This is a genomic window from Pedobacter soli, assembly GCF_900101435.1.
In the GTDB taxonomy this organism is placed as follows: Bacteria; Bacteroidota; Bacteroidia; order Sphingobacteriales; family Sphingobacteriaceae; genus Pedobacter; species Pedobacter soli.
Window position 1 is genome coordinate 847,081 of the sequence record NZ_FMZH01000001.1, and the last position, 22,156, is coordinate 869,236.

Here is a 22,156-nt window from a genome sequence, read left to right on the forward strand (position 1 = left end):
TTGCATGTTTTTGACTCAAAGCAATCAATCTAAGCTTCCTGAACATCCTTAAGTTCGCCTTCCCACTTACTTACCACTGCGGTTGCGATACTGTTACCCACCACATTGGTTGCCGAACGGCCCATATCCAAAAGCGGATCAATACCGATTAACAGTGCCAAACCTGCTTCAGGGATATTGAAACTGGCAATGGTACCGGCAATAACCACCAACGATGCCCTTGGCACACCCGCAATACCTTTACTGGTTAACATCAGGATTAAAAGCATCGAAATTTGCTGTTCAAAACCTAAATGGATACCATAAGCCTGCGCAATAAACAACGAGGCAAAGGTCATGTACATCATCGATCCATCCAGGTTAAACGAGTAACCCAATGGCAGCACAAAACTTACAATTTTATCTTTACAGCCAAAACGCTCTAACAATAACATCGTTTTAGGATAAGCCGCTTCGCTACTTGCTGTACTAAAAGCCAGTACTGCAGGCTCTTTCATATCGTTTACGAGACGGAAAATACGTTTTTTAAGCACCAGGAAGCCCAGGAAGATTAATAGTCCCCAGAGAATGGCCAAGCCAAAATAAAACTCGCCGATAAAAATGGCATAGGTGTTTAAAACACTTAAACCCTGCTTGGCAATAATGGCCGTCATGGCGCCAAAAACAGCAAGCGGAGCAAAATTCATTACATAGCCTGTCATTTTTAAAATTACGTGTGCAATGGCATCAAAAGCTTTGATTACGATCTGCCCCATATCGCCAATGGCTGCCGTAGCTACGCCAAAAAACAAGGAGAATACCACAATTTGCAAAATCTCGTTGGTAGCCATTGATTCGGCAATACTTTTTGGAAACACGTGTGCAATAAAATCTTTAACACTCATGGCCGCCTTTTGGATACCGGTATCAACCAGATGATCGGGCAACGATAATTTCATGTGTTTACCAGGCTCAAACAAATTCACCAGAATCATTCCTAACACGAGTGACATGAGCGACATAGTTAAAAACCAGCCCAGTGTTTTACCACCAATACGCCCTACAGCTTTAATATCGCCTACTTTGGCTACCCCGACAACAAGGGTAGTAAATACCAGTGGCGCAACAATCATTTTAATCAGGCGTAGAAAAATATCGCTCAACAGGGTAAAAAACTCCAGTTTTTTCTCTCTTATTCCCTCGTTTTCCTTTTTGATTTTGGCGGCAGCTTTTTTATCTGCTTTAAGTTGGGTATAAATTGCGGTAGTAGTATCGGTTGTTTTGGCAATGCTTACCTCTATACTCTTAACCTTCGCATCAGCATTCAGGATATTCTGGTTGTAAACATTGATGGAGTTTACGTTTAAAATATAGCCCAGTGCAATACCTGCAATCAGCGCTATAAAAATAAAAAGCGTGAGTTTGTTTTTCTTCATGAATAAAAAAGTTTGTGGCACTCTTAATTCGGTAAAACTACGATATTTACCGCTTGTAACAAATTTTGATATCGGGAGGTGTTAAAAAAATAGATCAATGTCGTTGAGTTAAGTCCGTCTAAGCAAGCAGAAATAATTTAACCACAGATAAAAAGGATGCACACAGATATAAAAATCTTTGTTTATCTGTGTACCTTCCCTCCTGACCGGCTGGGCAGGTGTGGTTATAACTTTTAACTCAAAGGCATTAAAAAATATATTATTTTCGCATTCTCGTGTAACAAAAAAAGTGCACCATCATCTAAAACGCAACTATAATTCCCTAAATGGAACAAAAAGACAAGTTATTTAAGCAGATCTTCGATTCGAATTCCAAAAAAATATTCCATTTATGTTATGGTTATACCGGTGATACCGACGCTGCAAATGATCTTTTACAGGAAACTTTTTTAAAGGTCTGGCAGAATCTGGATAAGTTCCGCAACAAATCTTTGATTTCTACGTGGATTTATCGCATCGCAGTAAACACCTGTTTAACTTACCTGAGATCGGAAAAGAGACAGGCTAAAGACGAATTAACGGATAACATCATTGAAAATAAAGTAGAAGAATTTTCGGAGAAGAACGAACAGGTAGCCCTGCTTTATAAATGTATTTCTAAACTTGAAGAGAATGACCGTTTAATTATAACCATGGTACTTGATGAGCTTCCATACCACGAAATTGCCGATATATCGGGCATAAGCGAAGGCAATTTGAGGGTAAAAATTCACCGTATTAAACAAAAATTAACAGAATTATATAGCCAGTATGCAAGCGTTTGATCAAATACAGGAATTGTGGCAAAAGCACGAGGTTGAAGTTAAGGTTTCTGCCGATGAAATGCTGCAACAAGCTAAGAAAGAGGTAAATGGTTTGAAGCTGAAATCGGCCTTAAACATTGGGGGTATGCTGCTGTCTTTTATTGCCATTGCCGCTTTATGGATATTTTTCCATTTCGAATCGTGGACCACACACGTAGGCATTAGCATTACCATTATTGCCATTGGTGTGTATACTTTAATCCTTTACCGCGATTATCGTCTAATTGCGAAAAACGATTTCACCGCCCATCCAAACGAGTTTTTAAACAACTTAAAAACCTACCAGTTAAACCGTTACAAATTGTACAACTCGCTTTACTGGTTTTACGTAATTGCACTTTCTTTGGGTCTGATATTTTATTTCGTCGAAATACTGGCACATTTTAACACCGCCCAAAAAGTAATTGCCGTAGGTTTAACCGCATTGTGGATGATCTTCTGCTCGACTATTTTACGTAAAGCCGTAATGAAAAGAGAAAAAGAGCGGATTGCCTTGCTGATCGAAAAATTTGAGCGCATTAGAGGACAGATTTCTACCCCGGAGTAATTTTAGGCACGGTTTTTTCGTTGTAAAATTCAACACACAAAACCTGATGATTTGACCAGCCCCTAAGGCAGCAAATAATCGGGTTACGACACCGTTGAAAAAAATGACGACATTGAAAAAACTAATCATACCGATATTATTACTGCTGGCGCTCCCCTTTTCTTTTGCCTTTAAGCAAGATTTTACGCAGCCCGTACAACTGAACTGGGAAACCTATTTTAAAGGCAAAGCCGATGAACGTTCGCCATTTTATGCGCTAACAGCCATGACCTGGGAGTACAGCTACAACAGTACAGTGTATCGCAACCGGGTGGTGATTAATCTTAAAAATGAAGTACGGATAGATAAAACCCGCTCCTGGGTAAAATGGGATAAAATTAAAGATCCCGAAATCAGGGCCAGCTTATTGCACCACGAACAGGGCCACGTAAATATCCAGTACATTTTACTTTCTGAGGCCGAAAGGGTACTCAAAAACCGCAATTATTCGGTTAACAATTATAAAGCGCAAATATCGGAACTGGCTAACCAGATTAGTGAGTATTTCGATACGATGCAGCGTAATTACGACGAAGAAACCGAGCATGGTAGCAACCACAAAATGCAGGCGCGCTGGGATCGCATTATCGAGGATAAAATGGAAGAATCGAGAACGGCTACACTGGCCTCACAAAAATAATTTCGGGATAAATATAATCGCACCAACGGCTACTGCTAAAAATGCAGCAACCAGAACCGCAGCTGCAGCCAGATCTTTTACTATTTTAATTTTAGGATGAATGGCAGGCGAAACTACATCAGCCAGCTTTTCGATCGCAGCATTTAAAATTTCGGCGACAATAACCGCAGAGATAACGCCTAAAATAGCAATCCACTCTAAAGCAGAAAGTTTAAGGTAAAAAGAAAGACCAATAGCGATAATTGCCGCGAAAAGATGAACCCTCCCGTTATGATCGTTTATAAAAAACAGGTTTAAGCCATGAAAAGCATATTTAAAACTTTTAATGCGATCTACAATTGAAAATTTCCGATTATCCATTGTTTTAAATTTATACTAATAGCAATAAAGATAGTCGTTATCTCGTCTGAAGCGCAGCAGGAATGCCTGCCCGTACAGGCGTGGAGAGATCTAAATCAAAAGGACTTTCCTCGAGATAGACTTCTCGACTTTCTTTCACTTCGCTTGAAATGACGGCTACTGGAATAGGTTTACATCGTACCTCGTAATGACGAGGGATCTACTTTTACCTAACCAGATCGTCATTCCCGCGAAAGCGGGAATCTTAATAGGCTAACACGCTAAAATTATTAAGATTCCCAGTCGAGCTGGGAATGACGAATATCTATAATAAATCTCTTACTTCTTGGCTTTGGTATCTTCTTCTGCAGGCTTTACTTCACTGGCAGAAAAACTATTACCACTTAACCTGTACTGCAAAGTTTTGGTAACCGTTTTAGTGCTATCAGCTGTATCTTTTACCGGAAATGAGCGAAAAAGATCGCCATTTTTGATAAAAAACTTATCGTTACCGGTATAACCTTTCTTTTGCTTATCGTTTAAAGAAGGAAAACTGATTTTATTAAAATCGCCACCTGCATATTCAAAAACATTCAGGTCGGAAACATTTTTCTTGCTTAGCAACTGAATGTATAATTCCGGATTTCCGTCGTTATCCAAATCCATGTTCCAGGCGTCGGTAATGATACCTTTACGGTCTACCGCAGCTGAACGGTAATTATTGCGGATAGAATCGGACATTAAAATCTGGTAACCACCAATAGAATCAACCCCTTTACCCCAGCTTATAATTTCGAAGTTTAATCCGGGTTTTACTTCAATATCTTTATAAAAAGGAAAAGGATTTTTACTGGCTTTAACTGGTGCTATAGCAACTTCTTTAGGTTTCTCTTCGGTGCATGCCAAACAAAACAGCATCCCTGTTATGCACAAGAGATGCTGTAATGTATATTTCTGTAGTTTCATTTTAATTCGGGACATTTTTGGTTGTCCCAAATTAATGATTTTAGCCTATCAAAGCAATTATTTTTTATTTCTTGGCGTCTGCTTTAACATCAGGTGCACCATTATTTAAAACCGTTTCGGTAGTTACACTTCTTCTACCACTTGGCGCAATTACAATGGTTTTTAATACTCTTTTCTCGCCTTGCGGAACAGTAATTTTTACCGGGCCAGTGTACAAGAAAGCATTTTCTGAAGGGCGCGATAAATCAATCGAATAATAGATTTTGCCACCCTTAACCGGCACTTTTAAATCGATAGTAAATTCGCCACCTGTTAAAGGTTTATCGCTCTGACCAATTGGTGTTGGTACCCAAAAGTTAACGCCCATTTTATCTAAGCGTGCTAAATGCACAGGTAAACGCTCTTCGCTAAAGTTTTTCAAATCTTTACGTTCAACCGGCGACCAGGCAATTTCTGATAAAGCCAATATACGTGGGTAAGCGTGGTTTTCTGCTTTTTCAGGGGTTTTAATGTACTCAGTCCACATGTTGGCCTGCACACCTTTAATATACTTACGCTGATCGGCAGTTAACACCTTCGGAATCGGATCGTAAGCATATATTTTCTGATAAGGGGCAAAACCACCAATAGTAACCGGCTCATCAGGAGAATTAGATTGTTTGTGATCGATATATAAACCCATCGAACCTGGAGTCATAATTACATCGTGATTTTGTTGTGCGGCAGCAATACCACCATCTTCGCCTCTCCAGCTCATTACGGTAGCATTTGGCGCTAAACCACCTTCTAAAATCTCATCCCATCCAATAATAGAACGGCCTTTGCCATTTACATGTTTCTCGATCGTCTGGATAAAATAGCTTTGCAACTCATGCTCATCTTTTAAGCCTTTTTCTTTCATTAAAGCCTGGCAAAACGGTGATTCTTTCCAATAGGTTTTAGGCGCTTCATCTCCTCCGATATGGATATATTTTGAAGGGAAAATAGCAATAACTTCATCCAAAATGTTGTTCAACATCGTAAAAGTATTGGCCGAAGGCACAAAAATATCGTCAAAAACGCCCCAGGTTTGTTGTACCTGCTTACCTTTCCGGCTACCTGCCCATGGAGTTTTATCGCTGATAAAGGTATCGCGATCAGGGAAACAGCTTAACTCCGGATAGGCTGCAATGGCCGCTGAAGCATGGCCAGGCAATTCGATTTCAGGAATTACGGTAATGTATTTTGAAGCGGCATAACGAACTACTTCTTTAGCCTCTTCCTGGGTGTAGAAACCTTTTACCGGTGTAAGATAATTGCCGTTTCCTGGATAGTTTCCGATAATAGAGCCATTACGTGAAGAACCTACTTCAGTAAGCTTTGGATATTTTTTAATTTCCATTCTCCAGCCCTGATCATCAGTTAAATGCCAGTGAAAGGTGTTGATTTTGTAATAGGCTAACTGATCGATATACTTTTTGATAAAGGAAACCGGGAAAAAGTGACGGCAAACATCCAGCATGGCTCCACGGTAAGAGAAACGTGGATAATCTTTAATTGATACCAGCGGTAAAGTAATTTTATCGCCAGTTTTGTCCGGCATCATTTGCATCAGCGATTCAACAGCGTAAAATAAGCCTGCGCCTTTACCTACTACGGTGATTTGTTTAGCTGAGATATTAATGTTGTAACCTTCATTAGGCAACTTATCGGCACCTGCTGAAGTTAATACAATAGCTTTTTGACCTGCTGGAGCAGTTTTCACTTCTCTTAAGGCAAAGCCCCCTTTACTCACAATAAATGCGTTTAAAAGATCGCCCATCTTTTGGCCGTCCGCATCGTTATGCACCAATACAGCTGTTTTGTCTAAAATAAAGGTTCCGGCATTTTTGGTAATGGATACCGGGGCTGGGATAATACCTAAATTGGTATCGCTCTGGGCAAACGCACTTGTGCCCATTAAGACGCCAATAAAAACCGATAATGTTTTGTTCATTTGTGTTTTAGTTTAAGGTTAATTTTTTGTTTTAGCATGACCAAGATAAAGATTGTAGCAAGATTCTTAATCCCACATTCTTGTTACAATACAGATCAAACGTTTGATTTTATTGCACCGGGCATATAAATTTTAAGGGTAAAAAGATCTGTCCGATGCTTTATCAAACATTAGCCCATAAAAAAAGAGAAACCATTGCTGATTTCTCTTTTAAAATAAGATTTAAGTTGCTTAAGCCTCTACCGGATGCTCTTTTGCAGCCAGGTATCTTTCGGCATCAAGTGCAGCCATACAACCAGAACCCGCAGCAGTTACTGCCTGACGGTAATACATATCCTGCACATCGCCACAAGCAAAAACACCTTCGATATTGGTTAAAGTAGAACCTGGTTTAGTGGTTAAATAACCCGTTTCATCCATATCTAACTGTCCTTTAAAAATATCGGTATTAGGTTTATGCCCGATAGCTACAAAGAAACCTTCAACAGCGATATCAGACTCTACACCTGTTTTGTTATTGATTACTTTTACTGCTGTTACATTTTTACCGTTACCCAAAATCTCTTGTGTTTCGGTATTGTAGTGCACTACAATATTAGGAGTTGCTAATACACGGCTAACCATGGCTTTAGAAGCCCTGAACTCGTCGCGGCGAACCAACAAATGCACTGTTTTACAAAGCTTGGCTAAATAAGTAGCTTCTTCGGCAGCGGTATCACCAGCACCTACAATAGCTACATCCTGACCTTTGAAGAAGAAACCATCGCAAACTGCACAGGCAGAAACACCAAAGCCATTGTATTGTTGCTCGCTTGGCAAGCCCAACCATTTTGCTGTAGCACCAGTTGCAATAATTACGGTATCGGCAGTAATGGTTTTAATTTCATCAACCACTACTTTATGCGGTGCTGAAGAAAAATCTACCGAACTTACATAACCGAAACGGATATCAGTTCCGAAACGCTCGGCCTGCTTGCGGAAATCTTCCATCATTTCAGGCCCCATAATTCCCTGTGGGTAACCCGGGAAGTTTTCTACATCAGTAGTTTGCGTTAACTGACCACCAGCTTGCATACCTGTATACATAACTGGTTTTAAATCGGCTCTGGCCGCATAAATAGCAGCAGTGTAACCAGCAGGACCAGAACCTATAATTAAACACTGAACGTGTTCGTTTTCTTGTGACATTATATGATGTATTTGAAATTCATTAATTGTAGCGCAAATCTAGTGCTTTAAATAATTGTTAACAAGCGCACATTGTCAACATAGTTTACTTATTAACAGAGGGGCTGAGTAATGGGCGAAAAGCGGCTGGCCTTTGATTGATTTGTCTGTCAAGTGGTAACGCCTGACAACACGAAAAAGATCTGACAGCACCTAAGTCTGAATTACCCCAACATTAAACTTTTTGGTTATCGGCGATTGGTTGGCGGCTTCAATTCCCATTGAAATTACCTTTCGGGTTTCGAGCGGATCGATAATCCCATCTACCCAAAGCCGGGATGCAGCATAATACGGTGTAGTTTGACTATCATACTTATCGGTAATCTCTTTCAGCAATTTCGCCTCTTTTTCAGGGGTAATTACCTCGCCTTTGGCTTTTAAGGAGGCTTCCTGAATTTGTAACAGGGTTTTAGCGGCCTGCGAGCCACCCATAACCGCAATTTTGGCTGTCGGCCAGGCATAAATTAATCTTGGATCATAAGCCTTACCACACATGGCGTAATTACCGGCACCATAAGAGTTCCCCAAAACAATGGTAAACTTCGGCACTACCGAATTAGCCACCGCATTAACCATCTTGGCGCCATCTTTAATAATACCACCATGTTCAGACCGACTCCCTACCATAAAACCGGTAACATCCTGCAGAAAAACCAAGGGGATTTTTTTCTGATTGCAATTCATGATGAAACGGCTTGCCTTGTCGGCACTATCGGAATAAATTACCCCACCAAACTGCATCTCCCCTTTTTTCGATTTAACTACTTTACGCTGATTGGCCACAATACCAACCGCCCAGCCATCAATGCGGCCTAAGCCACAAACAATGCTTTGTCCGTAACCTTTTTTATATTCTTCAAATTCAGAGCCATCAACCAGGCGGTTAATGATATCCATTATCTCGTAAGGTTTATCCCTGTTTTCGGGCAATATACCGTACAATTCTTCTTCTTTTTCTTTGGGTTTTACTGGTGCAATACGATCAAAACCTGCATTTTCCGGTGCACCTAACATGCTCATGATGTTGCGGATCGAATCCAGGCAAGCCTCATCATTAGGATGTTTATAATCGGTAACACCCGAAATTTCGCAATGTGTAGTAGCACCGCCCAGGGTTTCGTTATCCACATCTTCGCCTATGGCCGATTTAACCAGATAAGAACCTGCTAAAAACACCGAGCCTGTTTTATCTACAATCATGGCTTCATCGCTCATAATGGGCAAATAAGCGCCTCCGGCAACACAAGCACCCATAATGGCTGAGATCTGTACAATCCCCTCTCCCGACATGATCGCATTGTTACGAAACATCCTGCCGAAATGTTCTTTATCGGGAAAAATCTCATCCTGCATGGGCAGATAAACGCCGGCACTATCAACCAGGTAAATTACCGGCAAACGGTTTTCCATAGCGATTTCCTGTGCACGAAGGTTCTTTTTCGCCGTCATCGGGAACCAGGCACCTGCTTTTACGGTTGCATCGTTAGCCACAATCATGCACTGGCGGCCGCTTACATAACCAATACCACAAACCACACCTGCTGCCGGGCAACCGCCTTGCTCTTTATACATTCCATCAGCTGTAAAAGCACCAACTTCTAAAAACTCGGAGTCTTTATCAATCAGGTAAGCAATACGCTCGCGGGCGAGTAACTTACCTTTTTCTTTTTGTTTGGCTGCATTTTTTTCGCCTCCTCCCTGGTATATCTTTTTGAGTCTGGTTTTCAACTCGTACACCAATTGCTTGTTTACATCCTCATTTTTATTGAATTCGATATTCATGAAGGCAATTTAAATTTAATTTTACAAAAACAGTATTGACCAAATTGGTTTCTGGTATACGGCATATTTTTTACCACAGAGAAAACGGTAGAAAACAGAAAGCACATGGAGACTGTGATTAAATTATCCATTTAAAATGATATTTTTGGTTAAACGCCAAAAATGGAACTAACCATCAATATCCCTGCATTACTTTTTCCTGCCATCAGTTTAATTATGCTGGCCTATACCAACCGCTTTCTGGCTTTAGCCAGTCTGGTAAGGAGTTTAAAATCTAAATACGAAGATGGCGATAAAAACAAGGCACTGCACGGACAGATCGAAAATCTGCGTTACCGCTTAAAACTGATTAAAAACATGCAGGCTTTTGGCGTAATCAGCTTTGCCTGCTGTCTTTTTTGCATGTTTTTTATTTATCTGGAATGGAATACAGTTGCAGAAATACTTTTTGCCTTAAGCCTTATCTTTTTTATGATTTCGTTAATTATTTCATTAATCGAAATACAGATTAGCACCAGGGCGCTCGAGCTGGAACTGAGTAGCCTGGAAACGCATGACGATCCTTCATTTGTGGGTAGAATTAAGCAAAAATTTGAAAAAGACTAGTTCTGATAAACCACACCGTTAATCACTACTTTTTTCCAGTTTCCGGGAAAGCCTCTACCTTTTATATATTTTACCGGATGGGGATGTCCTTTTAAGTTGGGATGATAAACCGCATCGAAAGAAAAAGTCATCTCCGTATCGCTTTTTTGAATAACGGTAACTTCATTATCGTTGTAGTCTTTGTCTCCTGTTGTGAAAAATTTATCACCCACACTGGCATTAAAATCAGCTCTCAAAAAGATTTTCAATGGCGCATCGGGATAGCTCTCAATTAGCCGGTTCTTTTCATCAATCCTTAAATAAGCTATTGCGATTGCATCGCCTCCGATTAAAGAATAAAACTGAAAATAAGGTTTATTGTTAATTATCACTTTCTCCTTAATTTCTGTGTAATTCTCGGCATTCAGGTACCACAGATTACCAACCTGCATAGGCAAGAATGAATCGGATGGAGCTTGTTCACTTTTATTTTTCTTACAGGCACCGATAAAGAGTAAAGTAACAAGGGCTAAGATCAGGCTTGCGCTTAGGTAAGTTTTTTTCATGAGAAGAGTTTATTTTCTTACACAAACGCAAGCCAGTATTAAAACGCTACAGCGGCTAAATATTTAACTTTCAAAGTGGTACAAGAAAACAACCTCACCATTAAAAGCAGGCTTTTTCTGTCCTTCGATTTCCATTTCGATGCCCATATTTACCTTGGTTACGCCACGTAAGTTAATAATTGAAGCCAGTTTAGCCTTTAACCTTACTTTGCTATTTACGGTAACTGCCTGCGCAAACCTTAAATTTTCAATACCGTAGTTAATCTCCATCTTCAGGTTACGGATTTCGACAATCTGTTTCCATAAAAAAGGAATTAAGGATAGTGTTAAATAGCCATGGGCAATGATAGCTTTAAATGGTCCTTCGTTTTGCGCCCGCTCTTCATCAACGTGTATCCATTGATGATCTAAAGTAGCATCAGCAAATTTGTTAATCTGCTCTTGTGTAATGGTATGCCATGAAGAAACGCCCAATTCCTTATCCAGGTATTGCTCAAATTCTGCGTGTGATGTAATAATTTGCATTGTTATAGTTTTAGTTCCTTTAATAAGGTATTTCGTAATGTTTTATTTCTTAGTTGATGGTTTATAGTTTGGCTAATAGTTGATAGTTAATGGCTCAATCGTTAATCCTGCTATCGACCATGAACTATTGACTATAAACCATTAACCACCTGTTAGCTCAAATTCCTATCCCTGAACCAGACTTCATCGGGTATGGCAGAGAAATGATCCATCTTATCGATTAAAATTGTAGCATCGGCTTCGTTAAAAACGAGATCGCGGTTGGCGGGTTTTAAAAATCTGTGCTGCACCATCATTTCCATTTGGGTTGATAGTTAATGGCTCAATCGTTAATCCTGCTATCGACCATGAACTATTGACTATAAACCATTAACCACCTGTTAGCTCAAATTCCTATCCCTGAACCAGACTTCATCGGGTATGGCAGAGAAATGATCCATCTTATCGATTAAAATTGTAGCATCGGCTTCGTTAAAAACGAGATCGCGGTTGGCGGGTTTTAAAAATCTGTGCTGCACCATCATTTCCATTTGGGCAAATAACGGATCGTAAAACCCATTAACATTTAAAACGCCTATTGGTTTATTGTGCAAGCCTAACTGTAACCAGGTAAGCACTTCAAAAAACTCTTCAAGGGTGCCGAAACCGCCGGGCAAAATCACAAATCCATCGCTTAAATCGGCCATTTTTTGTTTCCGCTGGTGCATATTTTCAGTTACTATCATTTCGGTTACACCGGTATGCCCCACCTCTTTATCCATTAAAAACTGCGGAATTACGCCAATAACCTCGCCACCTGCGTCGAGTACATCGTTAGCCAACACACCCATTATTCCTACACTTCCTCCTCCGTAAACCAACTTGATTTCCTGTTTCACAAGTGTTTCGGCCAATTGTTTTATCGCATTGCGCACTTCTAAATCGCCATTGAAATTGGAGCCACAATACACGCAAACCGCTTTAAGCTTATTCATTTAGTTTAAATTTTACCGAAGTTAAGTTTTTCTATACGCCCTGTAAAATTTAATTCTTCACAAAATCCTTTTAGGAGAAGCTTTATAGCCATCAAAACAATGATATATAAAAAGCTGCGCTTTGCAAAATATTATGCAGCATTATATAGGCATAAAACAAAAAAGCGCCGGATAAACCGACGCCTTTAACCAAATATAAGAGAGAAAAGATTTAATTTGAGAATGCGTAACGTAAGGTTGCGCCAAAAGTTCTCGGATCGCCAAGTACACCAGCATACAAGCCAGAGTTACCTGCAGCAGCCTGTAATTGCTCGAAGTAATTTCTGTTGCCAATGTTTCTGCTCCAAACAAATACAGAGAATTTATCCGATTTAAAGCCTAAACGTGCATTAAACAATCCATATCCTTTAACCACTAACACATTTGATGGTGTTGGGTTTGAAGAATAATCTGAACGGTAGCTGGCATCGGCAGCAATAAAGAACCTACCTGCTTTAGTAGCTAAAGTTCCCGGAAGGCTAAATTCCGAACCTCCTGAAATGTTCCATTTAGAAATACCTGGTAATCTGCCGCCCGATGCATCTTTAAAAGCTACCTGCGTTGCCGTACCGTTAATAATTTCGGTATGACCGGTTTCTTCTAAAGGTAGTGGTGCATTGGTGAATTTCACATATTTACCGTCTAAATAGGCTACAGCAGCATTAAGCGTTAAAAATCTTTCTAGCTGATAAGTTCCATCAATTTCCAGTCCTTTTACATTAACTTTTTCTGCATTGGCCAGGTAGCCCCTGTTTACACCCAACTGTGGCGATTGCACGTTTGTTTGGTAATCTTTAATATCGGTATCGAAAGCAGTAACATTTAATAATCCACCTCTAACCGGACGGGTTTTTAAACCCAATTCGTAATGCTGAACGTATTCGGGTTTAACTACAGCAACAGATAAATCTGCCGCACCGGTTGAAGTAGTTGGTAAACCACCTACGTTAACGCCAACTGGTTTGTAAGCGGTAGAGAAAGTACCATAAACATTCAGGTTGGCATTAGGACGATAAGAAACGGTTAAGTTACCTGATAAATTATTGTTATCTACACTTGTAGTAAATTGCTGATTGCTGTAAACGGCAGCTTTTAGCGCCAATAAAGCAGCATCGTTGGTTTGTAAACCACCATAAGTTACCCTATCATAGTCTACATCTTTCTTATCGTAAGTATATCTCAATCCAGGTAATACGTGAAAATGCGTTAAGAACTCCCAGTCAACCTGTGCAAAAACTGCAGCACTTAACGATTTGATGGTCGAATTGGTTTTAATACCGTAACCATCCAGCAAGCCTGGGGTCGAATATAAAGCCTGACTGCCGGTATTGCTGGTTTGAACAAAACGCCATTGATCTTTACCAACTTCTTCGGTTTGCGCCAAACCTTTTAAATTTTGGGCCAATGCAAATACACCAACTACACCACTTAATTTATCGGTAATGTTACCGGCATATCTTACCTCCTGCGAATACTGATCGTGGCGCGAGTTACCCTGCGACTTAGTTAATGCCGCTAATTCAGAGAAGTCGCGATCGTTGGTTGGATCCCAGTTCCAGAATCTCCACGCAGTGGTCGATGTCAGGGTTCCGTTACCAATTTTATAATCAACGTTTAAAGAGATACCACCAATTGACTGATTATGTCTCCATGGGGTGTTGGTATTAATTTCTCTTGAAAAAGGATCAATTTTAGGTTGCTGATAACCTAAATCGGAAACAATTTTAGCATATTGGCGGTAAGCACTTCTTTCGGTAGTGGCCACACCTGCAATTACCAACGGATAACCGGCAGGGTGCTGTACACTTACATCGCCACTTAATAAGATCTTTAACCTGTCTGAAGGCGTGTAGTATAACTGACTTTTGAAACCCAGGTTGTTTTGTCCGCTGTATTTGCGTTCTTCTCTGGTATTCCAGATGGTACCATCACGTTGTGTACCTGAGATAGAGATTTTTGCCGCCAGGTTTTTAGCCAAACCACCCGAAACAGAAGTTTTGGCCTGCAGGAAATTGTAGTTACCTACGCTGAGTTCTACTTTAGCACTTGGCGTTTGCGTTGGCTTCGTAGTGGTAATGTTAAATGCACCTGCAGTGGTGTTTTTACCAAATAAAGTACCTTGCGGACCGCGAATTACCTCTATCTGTTCAATATCCAGAAAGTCGGTAGAAGTAGCAGCCGGACGGGCGTGATAAACCCCATCCACATAAAAACCTACACCCGGATCGATACCATCGTTGGTTAAACCAAATGTTGAACCCAATCCGCGGATATTAAGCGTAGTATTTCTGGCATTTGAAGCATATAACTGAACCGAAGGCACCAGCTCTTTTAAGCGGTTTACGTTAAAAGCACCAGAATTTTCGGCAGCTTGCCCGCCAATAACTGTGATGGGGATCGGCACATCCTGCAACACTTCCGAGCGTCTTCTGGAGGTTACTACAATTTCGTCTAACAGGTCACTTTCAACCAGCACCAGTTCAATTGGTGTATCCTGTAATTTTATAATTTGAAAATCCTGAGGTTTATAGCCAACTGAGCTCACCTGGATGTAAAAAGGAAGTTCTTGTTTGGCATTGATGCTGAAAGCACCATTTTCGTCGGCAACAACGGCTGTGTTTGTACCTCTGATTTTTACTGTTGCATGTGGTATTTTGGCTCCATTAGCTCCTTTTATAATCCCGGTTACCGGGCTCTGAGCAAAAATGGCTCCTGTTATAAATAGTAAGAAAAAGATTATTGGTAAGCTTTTTTTCATGATTGGTTATTCGTATTTATTTTAATTATTGTTGATTAGGTATCCGTTCGGCGGTATTTTACAGGTCTTGAAAAATAGCTGCAACAGCAGTACGAACGTGGTTTTTGTTTGGTTTTCATTTTAATTTATATTAAATCTATAGATTTAGTCGACAAATATATTAAAAAAATACAGCTGCCAAATTTTATTTTGCAATTTTTATTTTTTTTAAACGTGCGAGCTGCAAAAAACCACAAATTCGAGTACAAAAAAATGGGGCGATCATTACTGACGCCCCGTTTAATTTCTCTATTTAATTTAGCTTACCTAGTATAATTAGGTGCTTCTTTAGTAATAGTAATATCGTGTGGGTGGCTTTCGCGCATACCCGCAGCTGTAATTTGTACAAATTGTGCTTCCTGCAATGCTTCGATATTGGCCGCTCCACAATAGCCCATACTTGCACGCAAACCACCAATGTACTGGTACATTACTTCTGCTAAAGTACCTTTAAATGGTACACGACCAACAATACCCTCTGGAACGAGTTTCTTAATATCGTCTTCCACATCCTGGAAATAACGGTCTTTCGATCCCTGTTCCATCGCTTCGATTGATCCCATTCCGCGGTACGATTTAAATTTACGGCCTTCGTAAATAATGGTTTCGCCCGGTGATTCTTCTACCCCGGCAAATAACGAACCTGCCATTACGGTACTTGCACCCGATGCAATTGCTTTGGCAATATCGCCTGTGTGTTTAATACCACCATCGGCAATAACCGGTACACCAGTACCTTTTAAAGCTTTGGCACACTCATAAACTGCATATAATTGCGGTACACCTACACCAGCAATAATCCTGGTGGTACAAATAGACCCCGGACCAATACCTACTTTAACAGCATCTGCTCCTGCTTCTGCAAGAAACTTTGCAGCTGCACCTGTAGCAATATTACCAACAATAACCTGTAAATCAGGATATTTGGCTTTAACTTCTTTTAATTTATCTACTACCCCTTTGGTATGGCCATGGGCAGTATCGATAGTAATTACATCAACACCTGCATGTACCAGTGCATCAACACGTTGTAAAGTATCGGCAGTTACACCAACTGCAGCACCAACGCGTAAACGTCCGCGTTCATCTTTACAAGCTACAGGGTAATTTTTAACTTTCGAAATATCTTTAAAGGTAATTAAGCCGCTTAAGTAGCCATCTTTGCTTACTACAGGCAATTTTTCGATTTTATGGTTCTGTAGAATTTCTTCTGCCTGAACCAAGGTAGTGCCTTCGGGTGCAGTAATCAGGTTTTCTTTAGTCATTACTTCAGAAACCGGTCTTTTCATGTCTTTTTGAAAACGCAGATCCCTGTTGGTAATAATCCCTACCAATTTATTATCGCTGCTTACTACCGGAATGCCGCCAATTTTATGTTCTTTCATAATTTTGAAAGCATCGGCAACCACTGCTGATTCCAATAAAGTAACCGGATCCTGGATCATACCACTTTCAGAACGCTTTACTTTGCGTACTTCGCTGGCTTGTCTTTCAATCGTCATGTTTTTATGTAACATGCCTATCCCCCCATTTTGCGCAATGGCAATGGCAAGCTCGGCTTCTGTTACAGTATCCATTGCGGCAGAAATCAACGGAACATTGAGTTTAATTTTTTTCGTTAAAAAAGTGGATGTATTTACTTCACGTGGCAGAATTTCGGAATATGCGGGTACTAAAAGTACATCGTCATACGTCAAACCTGTGGCAATAAATTTTGTGGAATCGAGTTGCATAGCAAATAAATTAGGATTTATTATTTGCCAGGCAAAGATAAGGAAAAACCAGGAAAATAAAAATGTAAATGCGAATTTGCTTAAATATTAAGCTTTGTTGACAATTGGACTTTCCTGCTTATAAAAATTTTAAAGTTGTATACAGCCACATCCAAACCATAAACAATATGCCTCTGAAAAATATGCGGAATACATAGCATTTTATAAAAAAAATGATCAGGCTGATAAGCAAAAAGCTATTTTAGCAAAAACTTTATAATTAGACTATGATTACTGAAAACCAATATTTTGACGGTAACGTTAAATCTTTAGGATACGAAACAGCTGAAGGCAAATCAACCGTTGGAGTTATTAATCCAGGCGAATATACCTTCGGTACCGCGCAGCAGGAAATTATGCACGTTGTGGAAGGCGAATTGGAAGCACTTTTACCAGATGCTATCGAATGGATAAGCATAGCAGCCGGAAACCACTTTGAAGTACCTGCCAACGCTTCGTTCAAAGTAAAAGCTACTGTACAAACCGCTTACCTTTGCCAATACAGGTAATCAAAAAAAGAAGTCAGGTTTTTACCCACTCGTCATACTGAACTTGTTTCAGTATCTCTTACGTGGCTGGAAAACCTGACTTCTTAACTTAAATGTTTCTCCTTACTTCTTACCGATTACCACTTCGGTAAAGCTTTCGGTAGTGAGGTATTTATTGGCCAGGGCCAGCAATTCCTGGGCGGTAATGGTTTTTACGGTATTAATATATTTTGTATAATAATCGTAATCCAATCCGGCGAAATAAATATTCTTAAACTTATCGGCATGCGAGAAAACATTTTCTAAACTGCCCAACATGGAGCCCAGCATATAATTACGCACTAAATTAAGCTCTTCCTCTTCGATCAGTGTAGTTCTCAGTATTTCGATCTCTTTGTAAATTTCGGTTAAAGCAGCGCCACAAACATCGGCACCAACCTCGGTCGCTATAAAAAGGTATCCGGCTTGCTGCAACGATGATATACCTGAGCCAATGCCATAAGTATAACCTTTATCTTCGCGGATGTTGGCCATTAAACGCGATCCGAAATAACCACCTAAAACTGTGTTTAAAATCTGAAGTCCCGAAAAATCTTCGTGCTTGCGGTTAACGGCCAGCTGCCCAATCCTAATGGCCGATTGTAAAGCCTCGGGTTTCTCTTTATATACAAACTGTTTTTCAGTCGGGCTAAAGCTAAAAGCGTTTTTTACCACCTCACTTTTATCCCAATCGCGGCCAAAATGACTATCCAGGAGATCAAAGCCTGCTGCATCAAATTTGCCCGATACCACAATGGTACAGTTGTTTGGTGCATAAGCAGTTTTAAAATAAGTTAAAAGCGCTTCACGCTCCAGCCCGTCATAGTGTTCTGCTTTAATATCCACACCGTAAGCAGTTTCACCAAATAAAGCGTGGGCAAATTCTTTTCTCGAAACGATATCGTTCTTTTTAAGGTTAACCTGCAGCTTTTGTTTCTGGTTCTGAATATAAATATCGAGTTCGTTTTGCGGAAACTGGCTGTTGGTTAAAACATCTTTTACAATCGGTAATACCGAATGCAAATGTTTGTTTAAAGTATACAGGGTAACCAACGATTGATCCTGCGTATATTCCGTTTGAAAAAACGCACCGTAAAAATCAATTTTTTCGGCTATTTCCTTCGCCGATAGTTTGTTCGTTCCGTTATTAATTAAAGTACTTACGGCAATGGCCTGCAAAGGTTTGTCGCGATTCCAGTTTACGTTTTCAAAAATAAATTCAATCCGTACCAGATCCTGCTCACCCGAATAAATCGTAAAAACAGGCACGCCGTTGGTTAATAATCTTTTTTCAGGCTGGATAAAATTTATAGCAGATACCTGCTTAAAATCAGGCGCTTGTTGTCTGTTAAGCATGTTCTTCAGTTAAATAATATAAGGTTGAGGATGAATTTTTATTAAAAGTTTCGTTGGCTATCCGTTGGATGTCTGCTGATTGAACCTTTAAAAATTCGGCTGTTTCGTTATTCAATAAAGCAGCATCGCCCAACAATTCGTAATAAGCCAGGTTCATCGCTTTATCCAGTAAACCCATTTCAGAAAATACCAGGATTGATTCTACCTTGTTCTTTACTTTAGTAAGTTCAGTATCCGAAACCAGTTCGGTTTTTAGTTTTTCCAGTTCGGCCCATATGGCTTTTTCGGCTGTTTCTATGACTACGCCTTCTACCAGTTTACCCTCAACAATAAACAACCCTGGGTCTAAACTACTCGAAATATAAGCGTTAATCTCGCTAAAAAGCTGTTGTTCTTTAAGCAGGCTGTTATATAAACGCGACGATTGTCCGCGCGATAAAATATCAGACAGTAAATCGAAGGCATAATAATCACTGTTCAATCTGCCCGGCATTTTAAAAGCCATATAAATGGCATTTAACGGCACATTTGCCTTAACGGTTTCTTGCCTGGCTTCAGTTTGCGGTTCTTCCTGCACCAAATTCCGGTGGTACTTCTCTCCTGCCGGGATAGGTTCAAACCATTTTTCGGCCAGTTTTTTCACCTCTTCAGTTTTCACATTACCACCTACAACCAAAATCGCATTTTGTGGATTGTAATGTTTCTTAAAAAACGCCTTCACATCATCCATCGTTGCATTTTCGATGTGCGAAAGCTCCTTCCCGATAGTAGCCCAGCGGTAAGCGTGTTTTTTATAGGCCAGCGGACGCAATTTTAACCAAACATCGCCATAAGGCTGGTTCAGGTAACGTTGCTTAAATTCTTCGCTTACCACATTGCGTTGCGTATCCAGGCTCTTTTCAGAAAAAGCAAGGCTCAGCATCCGGTCGCTTTCCAGCCAGAACGCCGTTTCAATATTTTCGGCCGGCAGAGTAATGTAATAATTGGTAATATCGTTGCTGGTAAAGGCGTTATTTTCGCCTCCCACGCGTTGTAAGGGTTCATCGTAATTGGGGATATTAATTGATCCGCCAAACATTAAATGTTCAAACAAATGCGCAAAGCCGGTTTTTTCAGGGTCTTCATCACGCGCGCCCACATCATATAAAATATTCAGAACTGCCATCGGAGTAGTTGCATCTTCGTGCACCAAAACTTTTAAGCCGTTAGCCAGTGTAAAACGATTAAAATCTACCATTATCAAATTTTAGAGCGGTAAAGATAATTTAATAATTCATTTAGCAGAAAGCGATTGGTAAAGAGAATACAATTAAAAGATATTTTGGTAGGCGGCAATGCTATTTTTATTATTTTAGCGACAGATAATCAAGTTAACATGGGCGAGGAAACACCAAAAAATTCATTCGGAATTTTAAACAGTTTAAAAAAATTAATCTTCGAAGACAGTGCAGATACAGTTGGAACCCCACCAGAACAGCAGCCTGCCACTACAAAAACACCCGAACCTGTAACTTACCAGCCACCTGTTAATCTAAAGGAAAATGTTGCCGTAACCGGTGCTACTGATGTTAAGCAAATGAAGGTAAAAGTTTTGGGTATACTGGAGAAAATGAATGAACCGGGACTCGATTTTTTTGAAGTTTGGAATGCCGCAGCAGAAATGGGCAGTGTTGATGCAGCAACCATTAAAGCGGCATATACCTCTTTAAAATATGTAGAAAAAGACTTAAGCAAACAAAAACTGTTAACTACCGGCCGTAATTATGCTACAGAACTGAAAAAAGTTATAGACCAGGAAAGCAACCAGAAACAACAGCAAAAACAAAACATAGAAAATAGCCTGATTGATGAAAAAAACAGGCTGGCAGACGAAATTAAAACCATTGAACAAGATATTGCCGATCTTAAAGCCAAATTGCAAAATAAAGAACAGGATTTAAAGAGCATTAATGCCAAGTACGACCCGCAACTGAAAGACATCGATCAGAAAATTGCCCTGGGTAATGCTGCCGTTAATGAGGTAATTGCAGATATCGAAAAAGCATTAAGTATTATTGAAACAAACATAAATTAACGATTAAAAATTAACGAAAACGTAATGGAAAACAAAAGTCAGTATGTAAATATTCCAGCCGAAATTAAAAGTCAGCTGCCTATATTTCAGGTTTTAGGCGATCATCTCCCAAGCCAGATCCAAACACCTGAAGGCAAAAAGGTAATCTCGAGTATCTTTTTTTGGGCACTAATTTTAGGGGGTGCATTTGCTTTTTTCAAATTCCTGCCTATTATGTTGGAATATGCAGCTAAAAGTATTTTACTGGTTATCTTTAGTATTATACTGATTGTATTGCTTTTACTGGCCCCAAAAATTATTGCATTACTCCACAGATTGGGTACTGTTTTAATTTTTAAAGGCGAAAAAGCCATTATAAGAGGTAATCCTATCGAAACCCTTCAACTGCTCTCAAAAGACGCAAAAGACACTTTAAAAAGAGTAAAAGATAAAATAGCCAATGTTGATGGTGTTCGCATAGACATGATACAAAGCGGAGAAACAGCCCAAAAAACTGCCGAAGAAAAATATACTTATGCTAAACGTTTTACTGTTGAAGCAGCCAATTTAGATGAAAAAGCTAAACAGGAATCGGCCAACAACAACATTGAAAAAGCCAACGACTTAAACAGGGATGCCAAAGAAACACGTACAAAAGCTTTCCTTTTAGGTAAAGAAGGGGAAGCCGAAGAACAAAATGCGCGCAGTTACGTACAATATGCCAACCAGTTTGCGAAAGTTTTGGAGGTTTTAAAAGATAATGAAAGTGCTGCCCGTATTTATGTAAGTACTTTAGATAGCAGTATTTCTATCATTTCTAAAAAACTAGAAGCAACCCAAAAAATGAAAAATGCCACCGAAGGGCTTGCAGAAGTTTTTAACATTAAGGATGGATGGGCTTTCCAGGAAGCGATGAATGCGGCTACAGGTGCGATTAGCCAGAACATTGCTTCTATCCGTTCAAATCTCGATTTCTTGGATCAAAACAATAACATTACTGTTGGCGGTGCCCCATCGCAAAGCGAATTGGAAGAATTCATCAAAAAAGTAGACGATCGTAACCTTAAAATGCTTAATGTAAGCAGAATGGCCGATGCTTCTTACGAACTTAAACCTGAAGAAAAAGTAGATAAAGGCTTTACCTTACTAGATTAATCAAACTCTTAATT

At 39.8% G+C, this 22,156-nt stretch carries 21 protein-coding genes; 7 read left to right on the plus strand and 14 right to left on the minus strand.

The annotated features are described in order from the left end of the window. Positions 1-29 precede the first annotated feature (29 nt). Positions 30-1,415, minus strand: coding sequence for a dicarboxylate/amino acid:cation symporter (locus tag BLR37_RS03410; RefSeq protein ID WP_039476080.1), 1,386 nt, complete (start codon positions 1,413-1,415; stop codon positions 30-32). Positions 1,416-1,741: 326 nt separating this feature from the next. Between BLR37_RS03410 and BLR37_RS03415 the strand changes: the two genes are divergently transcribed. From BLR37_RS03415 to BLR37_RS03425, 3 genes are all read left to right on the plus strand, one after another. Beyond that, positions 1,742-2,239, plus strand: a complete 498-nt coding sequence (locus tag BLR37_RS03415) for an RNA polymerase sigma factor (RefSeq protein WP_039476083.1) — start codon at positions 1,742-1,744, stop codon at positions 2,237-2,239. Further along, the gene (locus tag BLR37_RS03420; RefSeq protein WP_090764530.1) at positions 2,226-2,825 is read left to right on the plus strand and encodes a hypothetical protein; all 600 of its coding nucleotides are present in this window, start codon (positions 2,226-2,228) and stop codon (positions 2,823-2,825) included. The genes BLR37_RS03415 and BLR37_RS03420 overlap by 14 nt, the downstream gene beginning before the upstream one ends. Before the next feature lie 112 nt (positions 2,826-2,937). Then, entirely contained in the window at positions 2,938-3,504 is a 567-nt protein-coding gene (locus BLR37_RS03425) for a DUF922 domain-containing protein (RefSeq protein ID WP_167356542.1), read from the plus strand. On the opposite strand, the gene BLR37_RS03430 is transcribed toward BLR37_RS03425, so the two are convergent. The 5 genes from BLR37_RS03430 to BLR37_RS03450 form a co-directional block, all read right to left on the minus strand. Beyond that, positions 3,493-3,864, minus strand: coding sequence for a diacylglycerol kinase family protein (locus BLR37_RS03430; RefSeq protein WP_090764536.1), 372 nt, complete (start codon positions 3,862-3,864; stop codon positions 3,493-3,495). The two genes, BLR37_RS03425 and BLR37_RS03430, sit on opposite strands and share 12 nt — an antisense overlap. 318 nt (positions 3,865-4,182) lie before the next feature. Then, entirely contained in the window at positions 4,183-4,809 is a 627-nt protein-coding gene (locus BLR37_RS03435; RefSeq protein WP_090764539.1) for a hypothetical protein, read from the minus strand. Positions 4,810-4,873: 64 nt separating this feature from the next. Next, complete coding sequence (locus BLR37_RS03440; protein WP_090764542.1) at positions 4,874-6,784, minus strand: beta-N-acetylhexosaminidase; 1,911 nt, start codon at positions 6,782-6,784, stop codon at positions 4,874-4,876. A 231-nt stretch (positions 6,785-7,015) separates the two neighbouring features. Beyond that, positions 7,016-7,972 carry a thioredoxin-disulfide reductase gene (trxB, locus tag BLR37_RS03445; protein WP_039476095.1) on the minus strand — a complete coding sequence of 319 codons (957 nt, stop codon included), beginning with the start codon at positions 7,970-7,972 and terminating at the stop codon, positions 7,016-7,018. A gap of 192 nt (positions 7,973-8,164) precedes the next feature. Continuing rightward, complete coding sequence (locus BLR37_RS03450; protein ID WP_090764544.1) at positions 8,165-9,793, minus strand: acyl-CoA carboxylase subunit beta; 1,629 nt, start codon at positions 9,791-9,793, stop codon at positions 8,165-8,167. Between the two features lie 162 nt (positions 9,794-9,955). On the opposite strand from BLR37_RS03450, the gene BLR37_RS03455 reads away from it, so the two are divergent. Further along, positions 9,956-10,399, plus strand: coding sequence for a DUF2721 domain-containing protein (locus BLR37_RS03455; RefSeq protein WP_090764548.1), 444 nt, complete (start codon positions 9,956-9,958; stop codon positions 10,397-10,399). On the opposite strand, the gene BLR37_RS03460 is transcribed toward BLR37_RS03455, so the two are convergent. The 6 genes from BLR37_RS03460 to guaB form a co-directional block, all read right to left on the minus strand. Further along, entirely contained in the window at positions 10,396-10,944 is a 549-nt protein-coding gene (locus BLR37_RS03460) for a hypothetical protein (RefSeq protein WP_090764551.1), read from the minus strand. The two genes, BLR37_RS03455 and BLR37_RS03460, sit on opposite strands and share 4 nt — an antisense overlap. 63 nt (positions 10,945-11,007) lie before the next feature. Continuing rightward, complete coding sequence (locus tag BLR37_RS03465; RefSeq protein WP_090764553.1) at positions 11,008-11,469, minus strand: MaoC family dehydratase; 462 nt, start codon at positions 11,467-11,469, stop codon at positions 11,008-11,010. Between the two features lie 152 nt (positions 11,470-11,621). Next, positions 11,622-11,771 (minus strand): hypothetical protein, encoded by a 150-nt coding sequence (locus BLR37_RS03470; protein WP_208599586.1) that lies wholly within the window; start codon positions 11,769-11,771, stop codon positions 11,622-11,624. A gap of 78 nt (positions 11,772-11,849) precedes the next feature. Beyond that, positions 11,850-12,443, minus strand: coding sequence for an LOG family protein (locus BLR37_RS03475; protein ID WP_090764557.1), 594 nt, complete (start codon positions 12,441-12,443; stop codon positions 11,850-11,852). Positions 12,444-12,654: 211 nt separating this feature from the next. Then, positions 12,655-15,240, minus strand: coding sequence for a TonB-dependent receptor (locus tag BLR37_RS03480; RefSeq protein ID WP_090764560.1), 2,586 nt, complete (start codon positions 15,238-15,240; stop codon positions 12,655-12,657). Positions 15,241-15,542: 302 nt separating this feature from the next. Further along, a complete protein-coding gene (gene guaB, locus BLR37_RS03490; RefSeq protein ID WP_039476114.1) occupies positions 15,543-17,012 on the minus strand; it encodes an IMP dehydrogenase in 1,470 nt (489 codons plus the stop codon). 266 nt (positions 17,013-17,278) lie between these two features. Here guaB and ppnP point away from each other — a divergent pair, with 266 nt between their 5' ends. Continuing rightward, the gene (gene ppnP, locus BLR37_RS03495; protein ID WP_090764566.1) at positions 17,279-17,560 is read left to right on the plus strand and encodes a pyrimidine/purine nucleoside phosphorylase; all 282 of its coding nucleotides are present in this window, start codon (positions 17,279-17,281) and stop codon (positions 17,558-17,560) included. A 102-nt stretch (positions 17,561-17,662) separates the two neighbouring features. On the opposite strand, the gene BLR37_RS03500 is transcribed toward ppnP, so the two are convergent. Continuing rightward, positions 17,663-18,934 carry a M16 family metallopeptidase gene (locus BLR37_RS03500; protein WP_090764569.1) on the minus strand — a complete coding sequence of 424 codons (1,272 nt, stop codon included), beginning with the start codon at positions 18,932-18,934 and terminating at the stop codon, positions 17,663-17,665. Further along, the gene (locus BLR37_RS03505) at positions 18,927-20,171 is read right to left on the minus strand and encodes a M16 family metallopeptidase (RefSeq protein WP_090764572.1); all 1,245 of its coding nucleotides are present in this window, start codon (positions 20,169-20,171) and stop codon (positions 18,927-18,929) included. Before BLR37_RS03505 ends, BLR37_RS03500 begins: the two co-directional genes overlap by 8 nt. A 54-nt stretch (positions 20,172-20,225) precedes the next feature. Between BLR37_RS03505 and BLR37_RS03510 the strand changes: the two genes are divergently transcribed. Both BLR37_RS03510 and BLR37_RS03515 read left to right on the plus strand, forming a co-directional pair. Next, entirely contained in the window at positions 20,226-21,008 is a 783-nt protein-coding gene (locus BLR37_RS03510) for a hypothetical protein (RefSeq protein ID WP_090764575.1), read from the plus strand. A gap of 24 nt (positions 21,009-21,032) precedes the next feature. After that, positions 21,033-22,142 carry a hypothetical protein gene (locus BLR37_RS03515; protein ID WP_039476131.1) on the plus strand — a complete coding sequence of 370 codons (1,110 nt, stop codon included), beginning with the start codon at positions 21,033-21,035 and terminating at the stop codon, positions 22,140-22,142. Positions 22,143-22,156: the final 14 nt, after the last annotated feature.

Bases quoted from the DNA above. Each gene is read 5' to 3' on its own strand.
- BLR37_RS03420 (WP_090764530.1), top strand. From the start codon at position 2,226: ATGCAAGCGTTTGATCAAATACAGGAATTGTGGCAAAAGCACGAGGTT.
- trxB (WP_039476095.1), bottom strand. From the start codon at position 7,972: ATGTCACAAGAAAACGAACACGTTCAGTGTTTAATTATAGGTTCTGGT.
- BLR37_RS03455 (WP_090764548.1), top strand. From the start codon at position 9,956: ATGGAACTAACCATCAATATCCCTGCATTACTTTTTCCTGCCATCAGT.
- BLR37_RS03515 (WP_039476131.1), top strand. From the start codon at position 21,033: ATGGAAAACAAAAGTCAGTATGTAAATATTCCAGCCGAAATTAAAAGT.
- BLR37_RS03440 (WP_090764542.1), bottom strand. From the start codon at position 6,784: ATGAACAAAACATTATCGGTTTTTATTGGCGTCTTAATGGGCACAAGT.
- BLR37_RS03465 (WP_090764553.1), bottom strand. From the start codon at position 11,469: ATGCAAATTATTACATCACACGCAGAATTTGAGCAATACCTGGATAAG.
- BLR37_RS03415 (WP_039476083.1), top strand. From the start codon at position 1,742: ATGGAACAAAAAGACAAGTTATTTAAGCAGATCTTCGATTCGAATTCC.
- BLR37_RS03460 (WP_090764551.1), bottom strand. From the start codon at position 10,944: ATGAAAAAAACTTACCTAAGCGCAAGCCTGATCTTAGCCCTTGTTACT.
- BLR37_RS03475 (WP_090764557.1), bottom strand. From the start codon at position 12,443: ATGAATAAGCTTAAAGCGGTTTGCGTGTATTGTGGCTCCAATTTCAAT.
- BLR37_RS03410 (WP_039476080.1), bottom strand. From the start codon at position 1,415: ATGAAGAAAAACAAACTCACGCTTTTTATTTTTATAGCGCTGATTGCA.
- BLR37_RS03435 (WP_090764539.1), bottom strand. From the start codon at position 4,809: ATGAAACTACAGAAATATACATTACAGCATCTCTTGTGCATAACAGGG.
- BLR37_RS03480 (WP_090764560.1), bottom strand. From the start codon at position 15,240: ATGAAAAAAAGCTTACCAATAATCTTTTTCTTACTATTTATAACAGGA.
- BLR37_RS03505 (WP_090764572.1), bottom strand. From the start codon at position 20,171: ATGGTAGATTTTAATCGTTTTACACTGGCTAACGGCTTAAAAGTTTTG.
- BLR37_RS03430 (WP_090764536.1), bottom strand. From the start codon at position 3,864: ATGGATAATCGGAAATTTTCAATTGTAGATCGCATTAAAAGTTTTAAA.
- BLR37_RS03500 (WP_090764569.1), bottom strand. From the start codon at position 18,934: ATGCTTAACAGACAACAAGCGCCTGATTTTAAGCAGGTATCTGCTATA.
- ppnP (WP_090764566.1), top strand. From the start codon at position 17,279: ATGATTACTGAAAACCAATATTTTGACGGTAACGTTAAATCTTTAGGA.
- BLR37_RS03470 (WP_208599586.1), bottom strand. From the start codon at position 11,771: ATGGAAATGATGGTGCAGCACAGATTTTTAAAACCCGCCAACCGCGAT.
- guaB (WP_039476114.1), bottom strand. From the start codon at position 17,012: ATGCAACTCGATTCCACAAAATTTATTGCCACAGGTTTGACGTATGAC.
- BLR37_RS03450 (WP_090764544.1), bottom strand. From the start codon at position 9,793: ATGAATATCGAATTCAATAAAAATGAGGATGTAAACAAGCAATTGGTG.